Raw genomic sequence first — 17,834 nt, 5'->3', positions numbered from 1 at the left:
TTATTTCCTATCAAGAAGACGCGCAACATAACGCGCCAGCATGTCGATTTCCAGGTTCACCTTGTCGCCCGCCGCCAAACGGCCGAGCGTAGTGTGTTCGCGAGTGTGGGGGATAATGTTGACGCCGAAGTTTCTCCCGTCAACTTCATTTATGGTCAGCGATACGCCGTCAACGGCGACTGACCCTTTGGCGGCGATGAATAATTTCAAGGTTTCCGGAGCCTGAAAAACGAGACGCAACGAATCCCCTTGCGGCGTTACGCTTTCAAGGCGGGCAACGCCGTCAACATGCCCGGAAACGATATGGCCGCCTAATTCGTCTCCCACTTTCAGGGATCGTTCAAGATTAATTCTACTACCTTGCGCCCAGCCGCCCATGGTGGTGCAGGACAGGGTTTCTTCCGAGGCGGAGACGGCGAACCAGCCCCTGCCCTTGTCGATCACCGTCATGCAGGCCCCCGAACAACAGATGGAGGCGCCGACGGCGATTGTCCCGGCGTCATAGGAGGTTGCTATTTCGATGCGGGCGTCGCCGCCGCGCAGGACGGATCGGACTTGACCGATATCGGTGATGATTCCTGTGAACATGGTTTTTACCTAATCAACACCTGGAGCTAAATTCGACAAGTCAAACTGTAGTTCGTTGTCCATTTGGGAATTTCCTTGCTTTAATTATGAGGCTACCGCGCAGCTTCGACCGCAATGTGTCCGGCAAATGCCGTTACAAAAGTCTTCAGGCCGGTCATATCGCTCATTTCCGAGTAATTGCCCGTATTTCGCGGCGAGGTAAGAATGCACGCCGCAGTGTACATCTGCTCTTGAACGAGCTTCTTGCAGAGGGCATTATAACGTTCTGCATAGGAGGCGTTATGGAAGTCGGGAAATACGGGGAAATGCGGTGACCTATCCCGCACCGGCGAACAAGAAGCAGGAGCATCCTCCAGCAGCATCAACCAGCCGATAAACGGGCGAGGTTGCTCGCCGAAGGCGCCTTCACGGTAGGCAGTCCAAAGATCAACTGCTGTGCCTATGGCTTCCTCGGCGCGGTTGTTGAAGTTGTTGCCGAATGATGGTCCGACCTGGGACTTGAATTCCAACGCCGCAATCAAGCAGCCCTTCCGAAGGATCAGCAAATCCCAAAGTTTTGTGGGCCGGAAATATCCCGGCAACGTCAGCACCCGACCATCTTGTAGAATAGCTGCGTCCGCCAATCCGTTTGCTTTAACCAGATCGACAACCAAATCCGGGAAGCCGTTCATATTCTTGCCGCCGGTGACACCGGATCGTTCGCCCTGATCAGCCTTGCCTGATTTGAGCTGCTTCTGCCGGGCGGCTTCTCGTTTGCCCCAGAATAATCTTACGGCGTTTCGCGCTTTAGCTTCGTAATTTGCAAGGTCAAGCGCCATCGGCGATTCAACTTCCATTGCCGGCAAGAATGGTGCGCTCGGCTTTGCTCATGCGGTATAGCCTGAACGTAGCTTCGTTGCAGCTTGCGATATCGCCGCTTCCGGCTGCGGCGGCCAGATCGAACTTTAAGTCGCCGGGAACGTTCTGCCAGAGCGGCACACGGATGCGCCGGAGATGCTGCGCCTGGAAGCGCAGGTAGCCACCACGCATTTTGGTCGAGTATATGGCCACAAACAACTTGGCAATGCCCGACAGCAATACCGCTTGTAACGCCCGTAAGTCCCATTCGTCGGATGTGATGAAGTACAGGTTATGGTGAGGGTAGAAGTGTCCGTCTTCATAGACGACATGCGCTTCACCCTTAATGTCAGGGATCAACAATTTTGGTCGTCTCGCCAATGCCGGATAAATGCGGTCAATGGTTCTATACCAATTGTTCGGGTTTTTCTGTGAAACGTGGCGCTTCTTGATCTTTTCGTCATGCTCTTTGAGATAAGCGTAGAGCCTCGGATACTTATCCAGGGCGACGAGGCCACCCTCGTCATTAAACGGATTTATCACACCGAAACCTCGCCACTGTACCGCGCCGGATAGAATATCCCGCGTCATAACCAGCGGCAGCTTGCGATCAGACTCTACATCAAGGGCGTCAAAGGGCGCGATGAACACTTGGTCGGCGCCCGTGGCGACGCCAATTCCGACTTTACACCCGGCTTCTTTCAGCGTTGGAAACTCACGTTCAAGCCGTCGCACGACGGCAAGTCGGTCGAAAGATTCGAGTATCCAAGGTTCTTTCCCGGCGCTGACCTGCTCTATTACCTCCACTGTCCCGTTCAGCGTTCCACTGCCGTTTAACATCGTCTCGGCAAGCGAGGAAAGCGCCTTTTCATTAATTTCCGGGCGATGGGCCAGTCGCGTCGGTCCCGGCGGTTCGTTTGCAATTATTGTGATCGCCGGATAAGCAATCACGTCAGAGTGGAAGGCCGGCGTATCCACCATGTCGATAAAGAATTTAAGGTGATATTTCTCTGCCACGAGGCGTCGCAATGGCCCCCCATAACGATTCTTCATCCAGCGATCAGCACAAATAAACCCCAGCGTACCTCTTTCGCGAAGCAGCGAAAGCGATTTTTCGATGAATGGCACATAGATATCGGCGCGGTCATATATTGTCCGGAAACGGCGCCGGTACTCAGCCATCAAGGCATCGGGGATGAGTTCTTGTCTAATGTATGGAGGGTTGCCTGCTACATAGTCAAAATCGCCGGGTAAGGACGTAAGGAGAAAATCTCCATGCGTGAGCCATGCGTCAAGAAGAGCGCGACGGTCATTTTTCTTGAATCCGCTTGTATCGAGTAATGCATCAATGCGATTGCCCGTTGCGATAAATGTGTCGCGATGAAGTTCCACGCTGCATATGCACGACATGAGGGAGGCGACTTCAAGTGGTTTCTGTTTTCTTCCGTATTGGTATGCCGCAATTAGCCTTTCGATTGCCGCCAAGAGAAAATCACCATTGCCGAATGATGGTTCGAGCAGCTTTTTCTCATAAAGAGGACGGTCAGCCGTGTAGCCGATCAAATCGAGAATGAAGTCAACCACTTCACGCCGAGTAGAGATCGCTCCCCGTTTCTCAGCGCCGCCTTCGGACAATGCTTGTACAGCCGTCTCGACAGGGCAGAGTCCGGGCAGAGATATCTGCCGATAAACACGAACGGTTTCAGCCATAATCAGTTTGACGTGCGTTTTGCCGGCCCGTCATCTTCATCTTCTTTTGATTGTACAGCCGTTCGATTCGCGATGGCGGGGGCATTGCCGTTCCCTGGACCTCATTGCAACTCTGAGCAGAGACACTATAGCCCATGGTCAGGACTCATTAAACTCATGAAATTCTGTGCCATCAAAATGACTGAGGAGCAAGGAGAATCGGCAAAAGCGGACTTATCGGCCCTGGGCCGAGCCGATTTTCCGCTGTCCATCCGGTCGCAACCCGCTCTACTAACCCGTCCGCTGATAGATTTCGAGAATATCGTCGCCCAGATCGTGGACCGCTGTTTTGACGAATTGCCGGGCGGCGGTCAAGGCGTCGAAGGCGGCGACGCCGGCGTCTTTCAGCGGCTGCTTCGTCTTGAACCAAAAAATCCGGTCAACCAGATCATCGCGCAAAAACGCCGCCGTCACCTTGGGGCCTGCCTCGATCAGTATCCGGGTCAAGCCGCGACGGGCAAGTTCGCCTGCCACCCAGCGCGGCGTCGGACGGTCATTCTCATCCACCTCCCCGGCGACGATAAATTCCAGATTTTTCGAGTCGGGATAGATGTCGCGGTTGATCGCCGGTTTTGTCCCGACGATCACCCATAACGGAGCTTTATCCAGCGTTTGCAACAGCTTGGCATTAACCGGCAGACGTAATTGCGGGTCCAAAAGCACCCGGACAGGCGAGTGTTCACTCATCCCCGGCAAACGGCAAGTGTATTCAGGATCGTCATCCAGCACGGTGCCGACGCCGAACAGAACCCCGTCATGGCAAGCGCGCAGCAGGTGTCCCCGTTGACGGGCGAGAGACCCGGTGATCCCTTTTTCCGCGTCGCCCGGCGCCGGAATGCGCCCAACGCCGTCGGTCGCCAGTTTGAGGGCGAACAGCGGGCGTTGCTTTGTTATCTTAAGGATAAATCCCAGGTTGGCTTGCCGCGCCTCGTCTTCCAATACGCCTTCTACAACCTTGACGCCGGCGGCCCGCAGGCGGGCGATTCCCTTTCCCGAGACTCGCGGATCGGGGTCTTCTATGGCGATTACGGCGCGGACAATGCCGGCGTCGATCAGTGCCTGGGAACAGGGAGGGGTTTGCCCATGATGATCGCACGGCTCCAGACTGACGTAGGCGGCGGCGCCACGGGCCTTGTCGCCGGCGCGGCGGAGCGCCTCGGCCTCGGCGTGAGGACGGCCTCCCGGTCGGGTCCAGCCCCGCCCGACCACCATTCCCTGCAAGTCCTCGCGCACCAGCACGCAACCGACCGCCGGGTTGGGCCATGCGTTTCCCAAGCCCCGACGCGCCAGCGCCAAAGCGGCGCGCATGTTGTCGGCGTCGCTGTTCTCAGTCTTTTTCGTAGCCATCCAGCGTTCCGACGAAGTCCTTGAAGTCCTTGGCCTCGTGGAAGTTACGGTAGACCGAAGCAAAGCGCACATAGGCCACCTGATCCATATTGGCGAGGTTTTCCATAATCATCTCGCCGATGACCTTGGTGGGAATTTCGCTCTCGCCGAGAGTTTCCAGACGTCTTTGGATGCCGTTGACGATGCGCTCGATCTGGTCGTCTTCAACCGGCCTCTTGCGCAAGGCGATTTTGAGCGAACGCAACACTTTGTCGCGGTCGAACGGCGCTTTGGCGCCGTCTTTCTTGACCACCGACAGTTCACGAAGCTGAACCCGCTCGAAAGTGGTAAACCGCGATCCGCACGAGGGACAAAAACGCCGCCGGCGAATGGTTGCGTTTTCCTCGGTCGGACGTGAATCCTTGACCTGCGTATCTCCATGACCGCAAAACGGACAGCGCATGAATTATCCCCTCCCCCTAGTTATAAACCTGAATAAACCGGAAATCTGTTGCATAATTCGGCAACCTCGGCGCGCGCCTTGCCCTCGGCGGCGCCGTTGTCATCGTGATTACGGCAAAGACCGGCCAGCACATCGCCGATCAGTTCGCCGACCCGACGAAATTCCTTCGGCCCGAAGCCCCGCGTGGTCCCCACCGGCGTTCCCAGCCGCACCCCGGAGGTCACCATCGGTTTTTCGGGGTCAAAGGGAATGCCGTTTTTGTTACAGGTCATATGGGCGCGCTCCAGACTGACTTCGGCGTCCCTTCCGGTCAGCTTCATCGGCCTGAGATCGACCAACATCAAGTGGGTGTCGGTGCCGCCGGAAACGATATCGAGACCGCGCTCGACAAGAGTCGCGGCGAGAACCTTGGCGTTGTCGACGACATTGGCGGCATAGGTCTTGAACTCCGGTTGCAGGGCCTCGCCGAAGGCCACCGCCTTGGCGGCGATGATGTGCATCAGCGGCCCTCCCTGGAGTCCGGGAAAGACGGCGGAATTGATCTTTTTTCCTAACTCGGGATCATTGGACAGGATCATGCCGCCGCGAGGGCCGCGCAGGGTCTTGTGAGTGGTGGTGGTCACTATATGGGCGTGGGGCAGCGGGCTGGGATGGACACCGGCGGCGACCAGTCCGGCGAAGTGGGCCATATCGACCATCAGATAGGCCCCTACCTTGTCGGCGATGGCGCGGAAACGCTCAAAATCAATGATTCGCGGATAGGCCGAACCGCCGGCGACGATCAACTCCGGCTTGTTTTCCATGGCGAGCCGTTCGACTTCATCAAAATCAATGCGGGCGTCTTCGCGCCGAACGCCGTATTGCACGGCGTTGAACCATTTCCCCGACTGGGCCGGGGCGGCGCCATGGGTAAGATGCCCGCCCGCCGCCAGCGACATGCCCATTAAAGTCGCGCCGGGTTTCAGCAGCGCCTGATAAACCGCGCCGTTGGCCTGGGCGCCGGAATGAGGCTGGACGTTGGCGAACTCGCAGTTAAAAAGTTTCCTGGCCCGCTCAATAGCCAGCGCCTCGGCCACATCGACATACTCGCAGCCTCCGTAATAGCGGCGGCCGGGATAACCTTCGGCGTACTTGTTAGTCATCACCGACCCCATGGCTTCAAGCACGGCGCGGGAAACGATGTTTTCGGAGGCGATCAACTCGATTTGATTTTGCTGGCGCGAAAGTTCGTCACGGATGGCGCGGTAGATGTCATGGTCCCTTTCCGCCAGGGATTCGCCGAAGAAGCGGCTGTTGTATTCGGTAGAGTTTACGGACATTAAAAAAACACCTTCACTGAGGATGGGAAAGTTTTTCGACGCGGCGGGCGTGACGTCCGCCTTCAAACCCGGTTTCAAGGAAAATCTTTAGGCAATCACGCGCCAAATCGACGCCGATCATCCGTCCGCCGAAGCAGATGACGTTGGCGTCGTTATGGAGGCGGCACAGGCGGGCGCCCAGAGCGTCATGAATCAGCGCCGCCCGGATTTCAGGATAACGGTTGGCGGCGATGCTGACGCCGATGCCGCTTCCGCAGATCAGAACGCCGCGCCCGGCCCGGCCCTCCCTGATGGCGGCAGCTAGGGCATAGCTGAAATCAGGGTAATCGACCGACTCGGGGCCGTCGCAGCCGAGGTCGATAACCTCGTGGCCCATCTCGCCGATAAAGACTTTCAGATCGGCTTTTAATTGGAAGCCGCCGTGGTCGCCGGCGATGGCAATGATATGAGAAGTCATTATCTAACGGCTATTCACTGAAGTTGCGGGAACGTAAAACCAATATCGGTTAGATACCATATATTGAATCGCTATGACAACATACGGTATTATCAAGCTGCTGACTGCCGTTTGAATGTGGGTATCGTGCGGATCATGAAATCATCAAAGAGAGGGACCGTGAAATCCAAGTCACCGTGCGCAGGGCTATAGATCATCCCTTTGTTGATCAACTTGGCGCGAACGGGGCCGAGACTGGTAATCTTAACCACCAGAATCTCAGCGATATCACCGGTGCGATGCGCCCTCGGCCCAAGCTCTGCTGTTGCTCGTAGAAAATTCTTTTCACTTGGCGTTAGTCGATCATAACGCACCCGAAAAAAGTTCTCGTCGAGACGTGCAATAACTGTATTTTTTGCATCACGAACAACCTGCAAGGTAATCGGACTCGCTGTTGCTAAGTTCCAAGCTATGTAGCCCCATTCCTGAAGAAAATACGGATACCCCTTCGTCAGATTAAAAACCTCATCCAACACTGCATTCTCAAAAGTAACCCCAACTTTTTGTGCAGGCTCCTGCAACGCTTTCGCACTATCGTCTTGCGAGAGTGCGCCAATATTCGGGAAGCTGAAGAGATGCTCGGCATACGATTTTGATTCGCCCGCCAGACCGGGAAGGATAGGTAGCCCTGCGCCCAGCAATACCAGGGGCAGTTGAAGCTGTTGAATCTTGTGCATCGCCATGATCAATGCGCTCAATTCATTCTTGCTGAAGTATTGAATCTCATCAATAAAGATAGCCACTGCGCTCTTGCGATCCTCCGCCGCTTCGCCGATTGCGATGAAGAGATTGGGCAGGTCAATTTCCAAATCGCCGCTGTCAGCCGACCCCCTTTCCGGGTCAATGTCCAATCCGATGCTGACATCGCCCATCGTAAGCTTGAGAGCGCCGATAAAGCTGCGAAGTACAGCCAGACCGCGCTTGACCTTGTTTCCGGTTCCGGCAATCCGGTCCAGATCATAGAGAAGGCTCCGCAAGTGCGGAGCAATCAGCGGGGCCAATGCTTTGCCTTCGTGCGCTTCGATAGAAATGGTGCGGTATCCGGCGCTGTCCGCCATGCGTTTGATTTCGTTTAACAGCACCGTCTTGCCCACCCCCCGCAAACCGGTCAACAGCATGCTTTTTTCGGATTTTTTCTGCTTTACTCTGCCCAACAAAATTCGCGCCTGTTCAAGAACGGGGTCTCGCCCCACCAACTCAGGGGGCGGCGAACCGGCACCGGGAGAAAAAGGATTTTTGATAGGATCCATGGTCTGGCTATATCTGTTTATATCCATTTATATCCATTTATACACGATATGGATAATAAATCAGTATAAACGCAATTATATTTGCGGTTTCAACAAGCGAAGCCTCTCTACTCTTCCCCGTCTTCGTACACCTTGGGGTCCGCTTTCATCCACGGCGGGCCGATTTTTGCGATGCGGTTATAGGCCTCGCATTGCCGGTGGTGAGCGCCGGGAAGATAGCCTATGCACATCAGGAACTCGTTGACGATCTCCGGCCCCATGAACTTGAAAGTCCGCTTGAACGACTTGGTCCATCCGGCGCGGTTTTGCGGGTGACGGGCGGCGATCCAGGCGGCGAACCCGCCGTCGGATTCGCGCAGGGCGATTACCGTATTGGCGTTATTGATGATCGATTCCACCTTCAGGCGATTGCGGATAATGCCGGGGTCGGCCAGCAGCCGGACTACGTCATGTTCCCCGTAGGCGGCCACGGCATCCACGTCAAAGCCGTCAAAGGCGGCGACGGTGGAAGCCCGTTTTTTGAGGATCAGGTCCCACGACAGCCCGGCCTGGAATATCTCTATCGACAGAAGCTCAAACAGCGCCCGCTCGTCATTCAGCGGCAAACCGTATTCGTTGTCGTGGTAGGCGTGGTGGTGGGGGCGGGCGGCGGCGTAGGCGCAATACCACGACATCAGCGGGGTTACACCCTTACCAGATGGATGGTGGTCACCGGCTTCTTGCCCAAGGCATGATTGAAAACGCGGCGGGCGGCAATCCGCAAGTCATGGCGCACCTTGTCATCGTCGCGGCGCTTGCTTTTCGTCATGCCCTCAAGAGCATCGGCGATGGCGTCATAGATCAGGTCGTCCATTGCCTCTTCCTCCCCGTTTTCGCCGTCGATCAGGCCCATGGTGACCATTTGCGGATCGTCAAACAGGTTGCCCTCGTAGTCAACAACCACCGTGATCACCGCCGAGCCGTTATAGACGGCCTTGTTGCGTCCGCGCACCAGAGCGCCGTTCAGGGAGACGACCCGCCTTCCCTCCACCACCAGGCGACCGGACGGCGCCTCGCCGGTGATAGTGATTTCACCCGGCGCCAGACGCACTATCGACCCGTTTTCGGCAATCAGCGTTTTGCCGACGCCGCAGGCGCGGGCCAGACCGGCGTTCGTCTCCATGTGGCGCAGCTCGCCATGGACCGGGAGGCAAACGGTCGGGCGTATATGCCCGTACATGCGGGCCAACTCGTCGCGGGCGGGATGGCCGGAGACATGGACAAAATGATCCCTCTCGGTCATCACCTCGATCCCCTGGCGCACCAACTGGTTTTGCAGACGACCGATGGCGATATCATTGCCGGGTATGATTTTAGATGAGAAGATTACCGTATCACCTTGTTCAAGAACGATATTTCTGTGATTGCGTTCGGCTATGCGGACCAGCGCCGAGCGTACTTCTCCCTGGCTACCCGTACAGATAATCAACACCTTGTCGCGGGGCATGTAACCGGCGTCGTCTTCGTCCAGGAACGCCGGCGTGGCGGCGAGGTAGCCGTTCTCACGCGCCGCCTCGTTGATGCGCACGAGAGAGCGTCCGACCAGCACTACGTCGCGCTTATTGGCGCGGGCGGCGGCGGCAATGGTTTGCAGCCGTGCGACATTGGTGGCGAAGCAGGTAATGACGACGCGCTTTTTACAGGCTCTGATCAAAGCGGTGAAACTTTTCAGCAGGTCGGCTTCGGAACCGGAACTGCCCGGAGAAAAAGCGTTGGTTGAATCACTGACCATGGCCAGCACCCCCTCGTCGCCGAGGCGGCGAAAGGCTTCCTCGTCGGTGGTGGGGCCGATTACCGGGCCGGAGTCAAACTTCCAGTCGCCGCTGTGCAGAACCGTTCCCAATGGGGTACGGACGGCGAGCGAGCCGGCTTCGGGTATGGAATGGGTAATGGCGATCAATTGCAGGTCGAACGGTCCTACCCGGAAGCGCTTGCCGAGGGGGACTTCGGTTATCGGCGCCCTGTCCTCCAGCCCCGCCTCGCGCAGCTTGCGCCTAAGGAGAGAGGCGGTGAACGGCGTCGCGTAGAGGGGACACTTGAGCCTGTCCCACAGGTAGGCGACAGCCCCCATATGGTCCTCGTGGCCGTGGGTCAGCACCAGTCCGTCAAGGCTGTGGCGGCGCTCAACGATGAAAGCGGGGTCGGGCATGATCACGTCAACGCCGGGGATTGTGCCGTTGGCGAAGGTGATCCCCAGATCGACCGCCAGCCAGCGATGGCGGTCAGGCGCACCGAAGCCGTAGAGGGTGAAGTTCATGCCGATCTCCCCCGCTCCGCCGAGAGGGACGAACAGCAATTCGTCGCCGGGGTTATTCGTCATGATCTGTTCTGAAAAATCCTCCCCCTTGCTTCAAGGGGGAGTTAGAGGGGGTTGACCCCTCCTTGGTAAGGAGGGGAAAGCGCAAGGACCGCCATGCGTTCATCCGTGGTTTTTTCATTTTGTATTAAGCCGGTGAACGGCGAAAAGGCCATCCAGGGTAAGGTGCGGGTCAACATGCCCGATGCACTTTACGGACGGGGCGAATAGCGTCGCCAGCCCGCCGGTGGCGATGACGGTCATGTCGGCGCCGAATTCCTCGCTGATGCGCGCCGTCAGTCCCTCGATCATGCCGACATAGCCCCAGAAGATGCCGGACTGCATGGCGCTGATGGTGCCCTTGCCGATTACCTTGTCGGGACGCTCGATGGCGACGCGCGGAAGCTTGGCGGCGGCCAGATGCAGGGCCTCCAGCGACAAGTTGATGCCCGGCGAGATGGCGCCGCCGCAGTAGTTGCCGTCGCCGTCAACCACGTCGAAGGTGGTGGCGGTGCCGAAATCGACAACGATCAGCGGGCCGTGGTAACGCTTGTGGGCGGCGATGGCGTTGAGCAGGCGGTCGGCGCCCACCTCCTCCGGATGGTTCATGAGGATTTTCAGCCCCAGTTTGACGTCGGCTTCGCCGACCACCATGGGTTCACAATCGAAATACCTGCGGCACAAGGTCTTGAGGTCAAAAAGCGTGGCCGGCACCACGGTGGCGATAATGGCCGCGTCGATGCCCGCAGCGTCGATCCCCTTCATCTCGAACAACTGCTTGAGCCACACCCCATGTTCGTCGGCGGTGCGATCAGCGGCGGACGAAGAACGCCACTCGCCAAGGAGCGCCCCTTCGTCGCCGAAAACGGCAAAGACGATATTGGTGTTGCCGGAATCAATAGCCAGCAGCATCGGTTTCTCCGCTCATAAACACATCTCCGGCAGTAATCCTGCGCTCTTGGCCGTTCCGGCGCAACACCAGCGCTCCGTTCTTGTCGATAGTTTGGAATGATCCGCGCAAGGTTTCGCCCGCCAGCCGCACCTCTATCGCTTCCCCCAGCCCATAAGCGCGCTTGAGCCAGGCGGCGCGGACGGCGGCGAATCCAAGGCTCCGCCATGTCGTCATGGACGACAGAAAACAACGGCAGAAACCGGCGAGAAGCGCCGCCGGGGCGATGTCCGCAGCTCCTTCGGCGCACAACGAGGTCGCCGGGAACTCAACATCCGCCGGATGCCGGGCGATATTAACGCCGACTCCCACCACCAGCCACTCAAGCATGCCGGTAATGCCGACGGACGACGTTTCCAGCAGGATGCCGGCGACCTTGCGGCCCTCTACCAGAATGTCGTTGGGCCACTTGCAGGTCACCACCGTCCCCTGGGGCAACGCCGCCGCCACCGCCTCGGCCAGACTGACGGCGGCGACGAAGGTCAACTGCATGGCCATGGATGCCGGATAGTCGGGACGCAGCAGTATGGAACAATAAAGATTGCCGGGCGGAGACTGCCATGACCGGCCCTGTCTGCCGCGCCCGGCGCTTTGCTCCATGGCCATTACGACCGCGCCTTCGGCGGCGCCGGACTCCGCCATGCGCTTGGCCTCGGCGTTGGTTCCGTCAACGCGGTCCAACGCCGTCAAACGGAAGAAATCGGGAAGGCCGGCCATAGTCAACAACGGCAACGATCAAAACAGCGCGGCGGTGGCGGCGGCGGCGGCGGAAAGAACGGGAGAAGGGTAAAGGATAAAGAACATAATCAGCAGACCGGCCCCCAGCAATACCACGGAGATATCCGCGCCGATGGATTTTTCAAGGGTCTCGCCGAGATCGTCAAAGTACATGATCTTGACGATCCTCAGGTAATAGAAGGCGGAGACCACGCTGGCCAGCACGCCGATGACGGCCAGCGCGTAAAGCTCCGCCTCCATCGCCGCCAGGAAGATATAGAATTTGCCGAAGAACCCGGCCAACGGCGGAATTCCCGCCATTGAGAACATGAAAATGGTGAAGGCCAGCGCCACCATCGGGTGGCTCTTGGACAGTCCGGCGAGGTCTGAGATGTTCTCGACCATGCGATCACCCCGGCGCATGCACAAAATACAGGCAAAGGCGCCGATATTCATGAACAGATAGATAGCCAGATAGATCAGAATTCCGCGAATTCCCGCTTCGTTGCCGACCGCCAGACCGATCAGCGCGTATCCGACGTGACCGATGGAGCTGTACGCCATCAGCCTTTTGATATTGGTCTGATTGACGGCGGCAAAGGCTCCGAGGACCATCGACGCCATGGAAACCAGCACCACGATCTGTTGCCATTCGCTCACCAGATCGCCGAAGGGGCCGATCATCACCCGGATGAACAACGCCATCGCCGCCAGTTTCGGTCCCACCGAAAAGAAGGCGGTGACCGGCGTCGGCGCGCCCTCGTAGACGTCGGGCGTCCACATATGGAACGGAACCGCCGAGACCTTAAAGGCCAAGCCGGCGAGAATAAACACGATGCCGAAGACGACGCCCGACGACACGGTCCCATGCCCACTGTGCAACAACCCGGCCAGCGTCTCGAAATTGGTGGTCCCGGTGAAGCCGTAGATCAGCGATGATCCGTACAGCAGCATTCCCGAGGCCAGCGCGCCGAGAACAAAATATTTAAGCCCGGCCTCCGTCGAGCGCCCGTCATCGCGCTGGAAAGCCGCCAGCACATAAAGCGACAAACTCTGCATCTCAAGCCCCACATAAAGCGAGATAAGATCGTTGGCCGAAATCATCATCATCATGCCGATGGTGGCGAACAGGACCAGCACGGCGAACTCGAAGCGGACGGAGCCTTGGCGCTCCAGATAACTTTGGGAGATGACGATAGCCAGCGCCGAGGCGATCAATACCAAAACCTTGAAGAAGGCGGCAAAGGGATCGCCGATAAACATGCCGTTGAACGAAGTCATGCGTCCGCCGCCGGCCACGGTCGTCACCAGCAGCAAAGCCAAAAACAAGGTGATAACCGCCAAATACGAAATAAGGCGGGTGTGTTTGAGGGCGGCGACGGCGTCAACGGCGTCCTCCTTGTGGGAGACGCCGAGCATCAGCAGCGCCATCGCCGCCAAGGCCATGAAAATTTCCGGCAAGGCCGGGATCAGGTTCGGAATTTCCGCTAAAGGCGTCACTTCAGTCCTCTCCTAATGTCCAATCATTTCGGCGAAGCCGGTCAACGCTCGCGTCTCATTGACATGATTGACCAGATTGCTCACCGAAACATGCATAACGTCGAGGAACGGCGTCGGATAGACGCCCATCCACAGGACCAGCGCTACCAGCGGCGCGAAAACCAGGATTTCACGACCGTTCATGTCGGCGATGTTCATAAGGTCTTCCTTGGTCAGCTTGCCGAAAACGACCCGTCGGTAAAGGTACAGCATATAAGCGACGCCCAGAACGACGCCGGTGGAAGCCAGCGCCGCCACCACGGTATTGACCTCGAAGACTCCCAGCAGCACCAGGAATTCACCGACAAAGCCTCCGGTCCCCGGAAGCCCGACCGACGCCAGCATGAACAGCATGAAAGTCCACGCATAGATCGGCATGCGATGCACCAGACCGCCGTAGGCGGCGATATCGCGTGAATGTATGCGGTCATAGACGACGCCGACGATCATGAACAAGGCGGCGGAGACGACGCCGTGACTGAGCATGGTGTAGATGGCGCCCTCGATGCCGTGCAGGGTCAGGGAGAAGGTTCCCGCCGTGACAAACCCCATGTGAGCCACCGAGGAATAGGCGATCAGCTTTTTCATGTCCTCCTGGACCAGCGCCACCAGCGAGGTGTAGATCACGGCGATAATGCTGAGGGTGAAGATCAGCGGCGCGAATTCAATCGTAGCGTCGGGGAACATGGGCAGCGAAAAACGCAGGAATCCATAGCCGCCGAACTTCAACAATACCGCCGCCAGAATTACCGAGCCGGCCGTCGGCGCCTCGACATGGGCGTCGGGCAGCCAGGTATGCACCGGCCACATCGGCACCTTGACGGCGAAGGAGGCGAAGAAAGCCAGCCACAGCCAGACCTGCAGGTGAACCGGGAACTTGTACTGCATCAGCAGCGGAATCTCGGCGGTGCCGGCCGTATAATACATAACCAGCAACGCCAGCAGCATCAGCACCGAGCCGAGTAGCGTATACAAAAAGAACTTGAAGGCGGCATAGACGCGACGAGGTCCGCCCCATACGCCAATGATCAGAAACATGGGAATCAGCACCGCCTCGAAGAAAATGTAGAAGAGAACGATGTCAAGAGCGCAAAACATGCCGATCATCATCGTTTCCAGGGCCAGGAAGGCGATCATGTATTCCTTGACGCGGCTGGTGACGGATTGCCAACTGACCCCCACCGCTATCGGCGTCAACACAGTGGTCAGCATGACGAACAGCATCGAAATACCATCGACGCCGAGGTAATAGGAAATCTTGTAGTAGGGCATCCACGCCAGTTTCTCGACGAACTGGAAGTCGGCCGTCGTGTTGTCGAAGTTGATCCAGACGGCCAGCGACACCAGGAAAGTGAACATAGACGTTAACAACGCCACGTTCCGGCAATTACGCGCCACGATCTCGTCGCTGCCGCGTATGAACAAAATGAAGGCCGCCCCGACCAAAGGCAGGAAGGCCACCACCGAGAGGAGTGGAAAATCGCTCATGCTCCCCTCACCCCATCGCCATGAACAGATACCAGGTTATCAACACGACGACCCCGGCCAACATGGCGAAGGCGTAGTGATAAAGGTAGCCGGACTGAAATTGCGACGCCCTTTTGGCCAAATTCAAGGTCGCGGCGGCAACGCCGTCGGGACCGACGCCGTCGATCAGGGCGCCGTCGCCCGACTTCCAGAAGCCCCTGCCCAGCATGAACGCCGGCCGCACGAACAGGAAGTCGTAAAGCTCGTCAAAGTACCACTTGTTGAGCAGGAATTTGTACACGCCGCTGAAAGTTCCGGCCAAAGCCCCCGGAATGCCCGGCGCGACCACATACATGACGAAGGCCGCAAAAATGCCGCCGCCGCCGACTGCCAGCGGCAGGTATTTCACCCATGTCGGCACATGGTGAGCCGCCTCAAGAGCGTCATGGACGGGCAGGATCAGGATTGAAGCGCCCCAGAAATCGGCCGCGTTGTGGCCGACGAAGTAATCATAGCCGATCTTTCCGGCGAACATGGCGCCCACCGAAAGCACCAGCAGCGGGATCAGCATCACCTTGGGCGATTCGTGAATATGAGACATTGTCTCGGCATCGGCCCTGGGTTTGCCGTGGAAGGTCATGAACAACAGCCGTCCCGAATAAAACGCGGTTAAGGTAGCGGCGGCGATCCCCATCCAGAAGGCATAAGCGCCGACGCCGGTATGGGCGGCGTAGGCCGCCTCAAGAACGATATCCTTGGAATAGAAGCCGGCGAACGGCGGGATGCCCACCAGCGCCAGACTGCCGATCCACATCATGGCGTAGGTGACGGGGATCGACTTCCAGATGCCTCCCATCCGGCGCATATCCTGCTCGTCCGACATGGCGTGAATTACCGACCCGGAGCCGAGGAACAACAGCGCCTTGAAATAGGCGTGGGTCATCAGATGGAATACGCCCGCCGAATAGGCCGAAACGCCGATGGCGAAAAACATATAACCCAACTGCGAGCAGGTGGAATAGGCGATTACCCGCTTGATGTCATTCTGCACGCAGCCGATGGTGGCGGCGAAGATGGCGGTCGAGCCGCCGACGACGGTGACCACCGCTAACGCCGTGTCCGAGTACTCAAACAGCGGCGACAGTCGCGCCACCATGAAAACGCCGGCGGTGACCATGGTGGCGGCGTGAATCAGGGCGGAAACCGGCGTCGGGCCTTCCATAGCGTCGGGAAGCCATGTGTGCAGCCCTAATTGAGCCGACTTGCCCATGGCGCCGACGAACAGCAGCAGACAGATCACGGTCAGGGCGTGGAACTCGATTCCAAAGACGTTCATCACGGCGGCGGCCTTGCCGGGAGCCACGGCGAAAATGGTGTCGAAGTTCACCGAGTCAAACAACACGAAGGTGGCGAAAATGCCCAATGCGAAGCCGAAATCGCCGACCCGGTTGACGACGAAAGCCTTGATGGCGGCGGCATTGGCCGAGGGCTTGTCATACCAGAAGCCGATCAGCAGGTAGGACATCAGGCCGACGCCCTCCCAGCCGAAGAAAAGCTGTACCAGATTGTCCGAAGTCACCAGCATATACATGCAGAAAGTGAACAGGCTGAGATACGACATAAAGCGCGGAACCGACGAATCATGGCCCATGTAACCGATTGAATAAACGTGGATTACCGTCGAGGTGATGGAAACGGTCAGCAGCATCACCGCCGACAGCGTATCCAGTCTGAGCGCCCACGAAACCTCCAGGGTTCCGGAATCGATCCAGGCAAGCAAATGAATGACGCCGGCTTTGCCGCCGAAGGCCACGTCCGCAAACATATTTATCGCCAGCAGGGCGGACAGCATCATGGCGCCGCAGGCGACCCACTGCGCCGTCTTGTCGATACGCGCCATGGCCTTCTCGTCCTCGGGCGAGGAAAAGGCCATGGCCCCGGCGATCATCGCTCCGAAAAGCGGCAGGAAGACGATAGCTGTGTACACGGAATTCTACTTATTTCTTTTTTTTGTCCGGCGTGGGCGCCGCTTGCGGTTTCTGATCACCGGGACGGACAGAAGCCCAACGGGTTGCGGATAGGCCTCTCATGGTCACAGGCTTGACACCGGATGGGTGAGGTTTCATTTCCGGCATTGGGCCGGCATCCGAAGATGGCCTGACTCCCCTGCCGACATTATTGCCTGATAAATCAATAATTCGATGCTGACTCATTTTTAATCTCCTTTGCTAACACTGTAGAAAAATAATGCCTTAACCTTGTCTCCGTTTATCCAGACGCCGGCATTATTTGGTATCAGGCCAAGAAAAATATGATTTTCATCCACATAGTAAGCGCTTTCTAGATATAGGTCTTCTTTATGTGGAGAAAGTGATGAAAATGATTCCCCGCCGAACTCTCCGCCGACCAATGCGCCATCGTCCATTTCAGCAACAACCCAATACCCTTCTTTGTTATGAGTGAGAAAAAACCAATCCCAAGCCTTTGGCGTTTTTTGAACAAGGGAAAGGCCAAATTTACCAAGAATCCATTGAAGCCGATTCTTTTTCCATAACCAAGAAACAAACCAAGCCACCACTATGGGCATAACAAATAAAACAAATATTACCCAGGCAAAAACAGCCCAATCCCAAAAAACTTGATTATTTGCGTCTATGCTTTTCAAGGAGCTGCTGAACGCCACGATTTGACTTGATAAACAAATAGTAACCGGCGAGGCCAAGACATGGATTAACGTGCTGAAAAACAAAAAAGTTAATACTGAATGCGCATCGGATACAAACGTACTCGGCATCCTGG

At 57.3% G+C, this 17,834-nt stretch carries 16 protein-coding genes; all 16 read right to left on the bottom strand.

The window, feature by feature from the left end; all coding sequences use genetic code 11:
* On the bottom strand, nt 1–588 hold the full coding sequence (locus A3H92_07645; protein ID OHC75908.1) for a riboflavin synthase subunit alpha: 588 nt from the start codon (nt 586–588) through the stop codon (nt 1–3).
* Nucleotides 589–680: 92 nt separating this feature from the next.
* Nucleotides 681–1,406 carry a restriction endonuclease gene (locus A3H92_07640; protein OHC75993.1) on the bottom strand — a complete coding sequence of 242 codons (726 nt, stop codon included), beginning with the start codon at nt 1,404–1,406 and terminating at the stop codon, nt 681–683.
* Between the two features lie 7 nt (nt 1,407–1,413).
* Complete coding sequence (locus A3H92_07635; GenBank protein ID OHC75992.1) at nt 1,414–3,060, bottom strand: modification methylase PaeR7I; 1,647 nt, start codon at nt 3,058–3,060, stop codon at nt 1,414–1,416.
* Nucleotides 3,061–3,405: 345 nt separating this feature from the next.
* Nucleotides 3,406–4,482 carry a riboflavin biosynthesis protein RibD gene (locus A3H92_07630; protein OHC75991.1) on the bottom strand — a complete coding sequence of 359 codons (1,077 nt, stop codon included), beginning with the start codon at nt 4,480–4,482 and terminating at the stop codon, nt 3,406–3,408.
* A gap of 19 nt (nt 4,483–4,501) precedes the next feature.
* Nucleotides 4,502–4,963, bottom strand: coding sequence for a transcriptional regulator NrdR (locus A3H92_07625; protein ID OHC75907.1), 462 nt, complete (start codon nt 4,961–4,963; stop codon nt 4,502–4,504).
* Nucleotides 4,964–4,983: 20 nt separating this feature from the next.
* Nucleotides 4,984–6,282, bottom strand: coding sequence for a serine hydroxymethyltransferase (glyA, locus tag A3H92_07620; GenBank protein OHC75906.1), 1,299 nt, complete (start codon nt 6,280–6,282; stop codon nt 4,984–4,986).
* A 13-nt stretch (nt 6,283–6,295) separates the two neighbouring features.
* A complete protein-coding gene (locus tag A3H92_07615) occupies nt 6,296–6,739 on the bottom strand; it encodes a ribose 5-phosphate isomerase B (protein OHC75905.1) in 444 nt (147 codons plus the stop codon).
* A gap of 92 nt (nt 6,740–6,831) precedes the next feature.
* The gene (locus A3H92_07610; GenBank protein OHC75904.1) at nt 6,832–8,028 is read right to left on the bottom strand and encodes an AAA family ATPase; all 1,197 of its coding nucleotides are present in this window, start codon (nt 8,026–8,028) and stop codon (nt 6,832–6,834) included.
* 107 nt (nt 8,029–8,135) lie between these two features.
* A complete protein-coding gene (locus A3H92_07605) occupies nt 8,136–8,702 on the bottom strand; it encodes a DNA-3-methyladenine glycosylase (protein OHC75903.1) in 567 nt (188 codons plus the stop codon).
* Between the two features lie 8 nt (nt 8,703–8,710).
* Complete coding sequence (locus A3H92_07600) at nt 8,711–10,387, bottom strand: hypothetical protein (GenBank protein ID OHC75902.1); 1,677 nt, start codon at nt 10,385–10,387, stop codon at nt 8,711–8,713.
* Nucleotides 10,388–10,501: 114 nt separating this feature from the next.
* On the bottom strand, nt 10,502–11,275 hold the full coding sequence (locus A3H92_07595; GenBank protein ID OHC75901.1) for a pantothenate kinase: 774 nt from the start codon (nt 11,273–11,275) through the stop codon (nt 10,502–10,504).
* Nucleotides 11,259–12,029 (bottom strand): biotin--[acetyl-CoA-carboxylase] ligase, encoded by a 771-nt coding sequence (locus tag A3H92_07590; GenBank protein ID OHC75900.1) that lies wholly within the window; start codon nt 12,027–12,029, stop codon nt 11,259–11,261. Before A3H92_07590 ends, A3H92_07595 begins: the two co-directional genes overlap by 17 nt.
* A gap of 18 nt (nt 12,030–12,047) precedes the next feature.
* A complete protein-coding gene (locus A3H92_07585) occupies nt 12,048–13,475 on the bottom strand; it encodes an NADH-quinone oxidoreductase subunit N (GenBank protein OHC75990.1) in 1,428 nt (475 codons plus the stop codon).
* 66 nt (nt 13,476–13,541) lie between these two features.
* Nucleotides 13,542–15,056 (bottom strand): NADH-quinone oxidoreductase subunit M, encoded by a 1,515-nt coding sequence (locus A3H92_07580; protein OHC75899.1) that lies wholly within the window; start codon nt 15,054–15,056, stop codon nt 13,542–13,544.
* A 7-nt stretch (nt 15,057–15,063) separates the two neighbouring features.
* Entirely contained in the window at nt 15,064–17,022 is a 1,959-nt protein-coding gene (locus tag A3H92_07575) for an NADH-quinone oxidoreductase subunit L (protein OHC75898.1), read from the bottom strand.
* A gap of 228 nt (nt 17,023–17,250) precedes the next feature.
* Complete coding sequence (locus tag A3H92_07570; protein OHC75897.1) at nt 17,251–17,829, bottom strand: hypothetical protein; 579 nt, start codon at nt 17,827–17,829, stop codon at nt 17,251–17,253.
* Between the last annotated feature and the right edge of the window lie 5 nt (nt 17,830–17,834).

It is taken from the genome of Rhodospirillales bacterium RIFCSPLOWO2_02_FULL_58_16 (genome assembly GCA_001830425.1).
Lineage (GTDB): Bacteria > Pseudomonadota > Alphaproteobacteria > Rhodospirillales > 2-02-FULL-58-16 > 2-02-FULL-58-16.
This window is presented reverse-complemented; position numbering and strand designations above follow the sequence as displayed.

Excerpts from the sequence above, each read along its gene's own strand:
- A3H92_07585 (OHC75990.1), bottom strand. The coding sequence starts at position 13,475 with ATGGCCTTGGCGGCGATGGCGCTGCTGATGCTCGGCGTCTCCCACAAG.
- A3H92_07600 (OHC75902.1), bottom strand. The coding sequence starts at position 10,387 with ATGACGAATAACCCCGGCGACGAATTGCTGTTCGTCCCTCTCGGCGGA.
- A3H92_07625 (OHC75907.1), bottom strand. The coding sequence starts at position 4,963 with ATGCGCTGTCCGTTTTGCGGTCATGGAGATACGCAGGTCAAGGATTCA.
- A3H92_07640 (OHC75993.1), bottom strand. The coding sequence starts at position 1,406 with ATGGCGCTTGACCTTGCAAATTACGAAGCTAAAGCGCGAAACGCCGTA.
- A3H92_07605 (OHC75903.1), bottom strand. The coding sequence starts at position 8,702 with ATGTCGTGGTATTGCGCCTACGCCGCCGCCCGCCCCCACCACCACGCC.
- A3H92_07610 (OHC75904.1), bottom strand. The coding sequence starts at position 8,028 with ATGGATCCTATCAAAAATCCTTTTTCTCCCGGTGCCGGTTCGCCGCCC.
- A3H92_07590 (OHC75900.1), bottom strand. The coding sequence starts at position 12,029 with ATGGCCGGCCTTCCCGATTTCTTCCGTTTGACGGCGTTGGACCGCGTT.
- A3H92_07595 (OHC75901.1), bottom strand. The coding sequence starts at position 11,275 with ATGCTGCTGGCTATTGATTCCGGCAACACCAATATCGTCTTTGCCGTT.
- glyA (OHC75906.1), bottom strand. The coding sequence starts at position 6,282 with ATGTCCGTAAACTCTACCGAATACAACAGCCGCTTCTTCGGCGAATCC.
- A3H92_07615 (OHC75905.1), bottom strand. The coding sequence starts at position 6,739 with ATGACTTCTCATATCATTGCCATCGCCGGCGACCACGGCGGCTTCCAA.
- A3H92_07630 (OHC75991.1), bottom strand. The coding sequence starts at position 4,482 with ATGCGCGCCGCTTTGGCGCTGGCGCGTCGGGGCTTGGGAAACGCATGG.
- A3H92_07580 (OHC75899.1), bottom strand. The coding sequence starts at position 15,056 with ATGAGCGATTTTCCACTCCTCTCGGTGGTGGCCTTCCTGCCTTTGGTC.
- A3H92_07570 (OHC75897.1), bottom strand. The coding sequence starts at position 17,829 with ATGCCGAGTACGTTTGTATCCGATGCGCATTCAGTATTAACTTTTTTG.
- A3H92_07645 (OHC75908.1), bottom strand. The coding sequence starts at position 588 with ATGTTCACAGGAATCATCACCGATATCGGTCAAGTCCGATCCGTCCTG.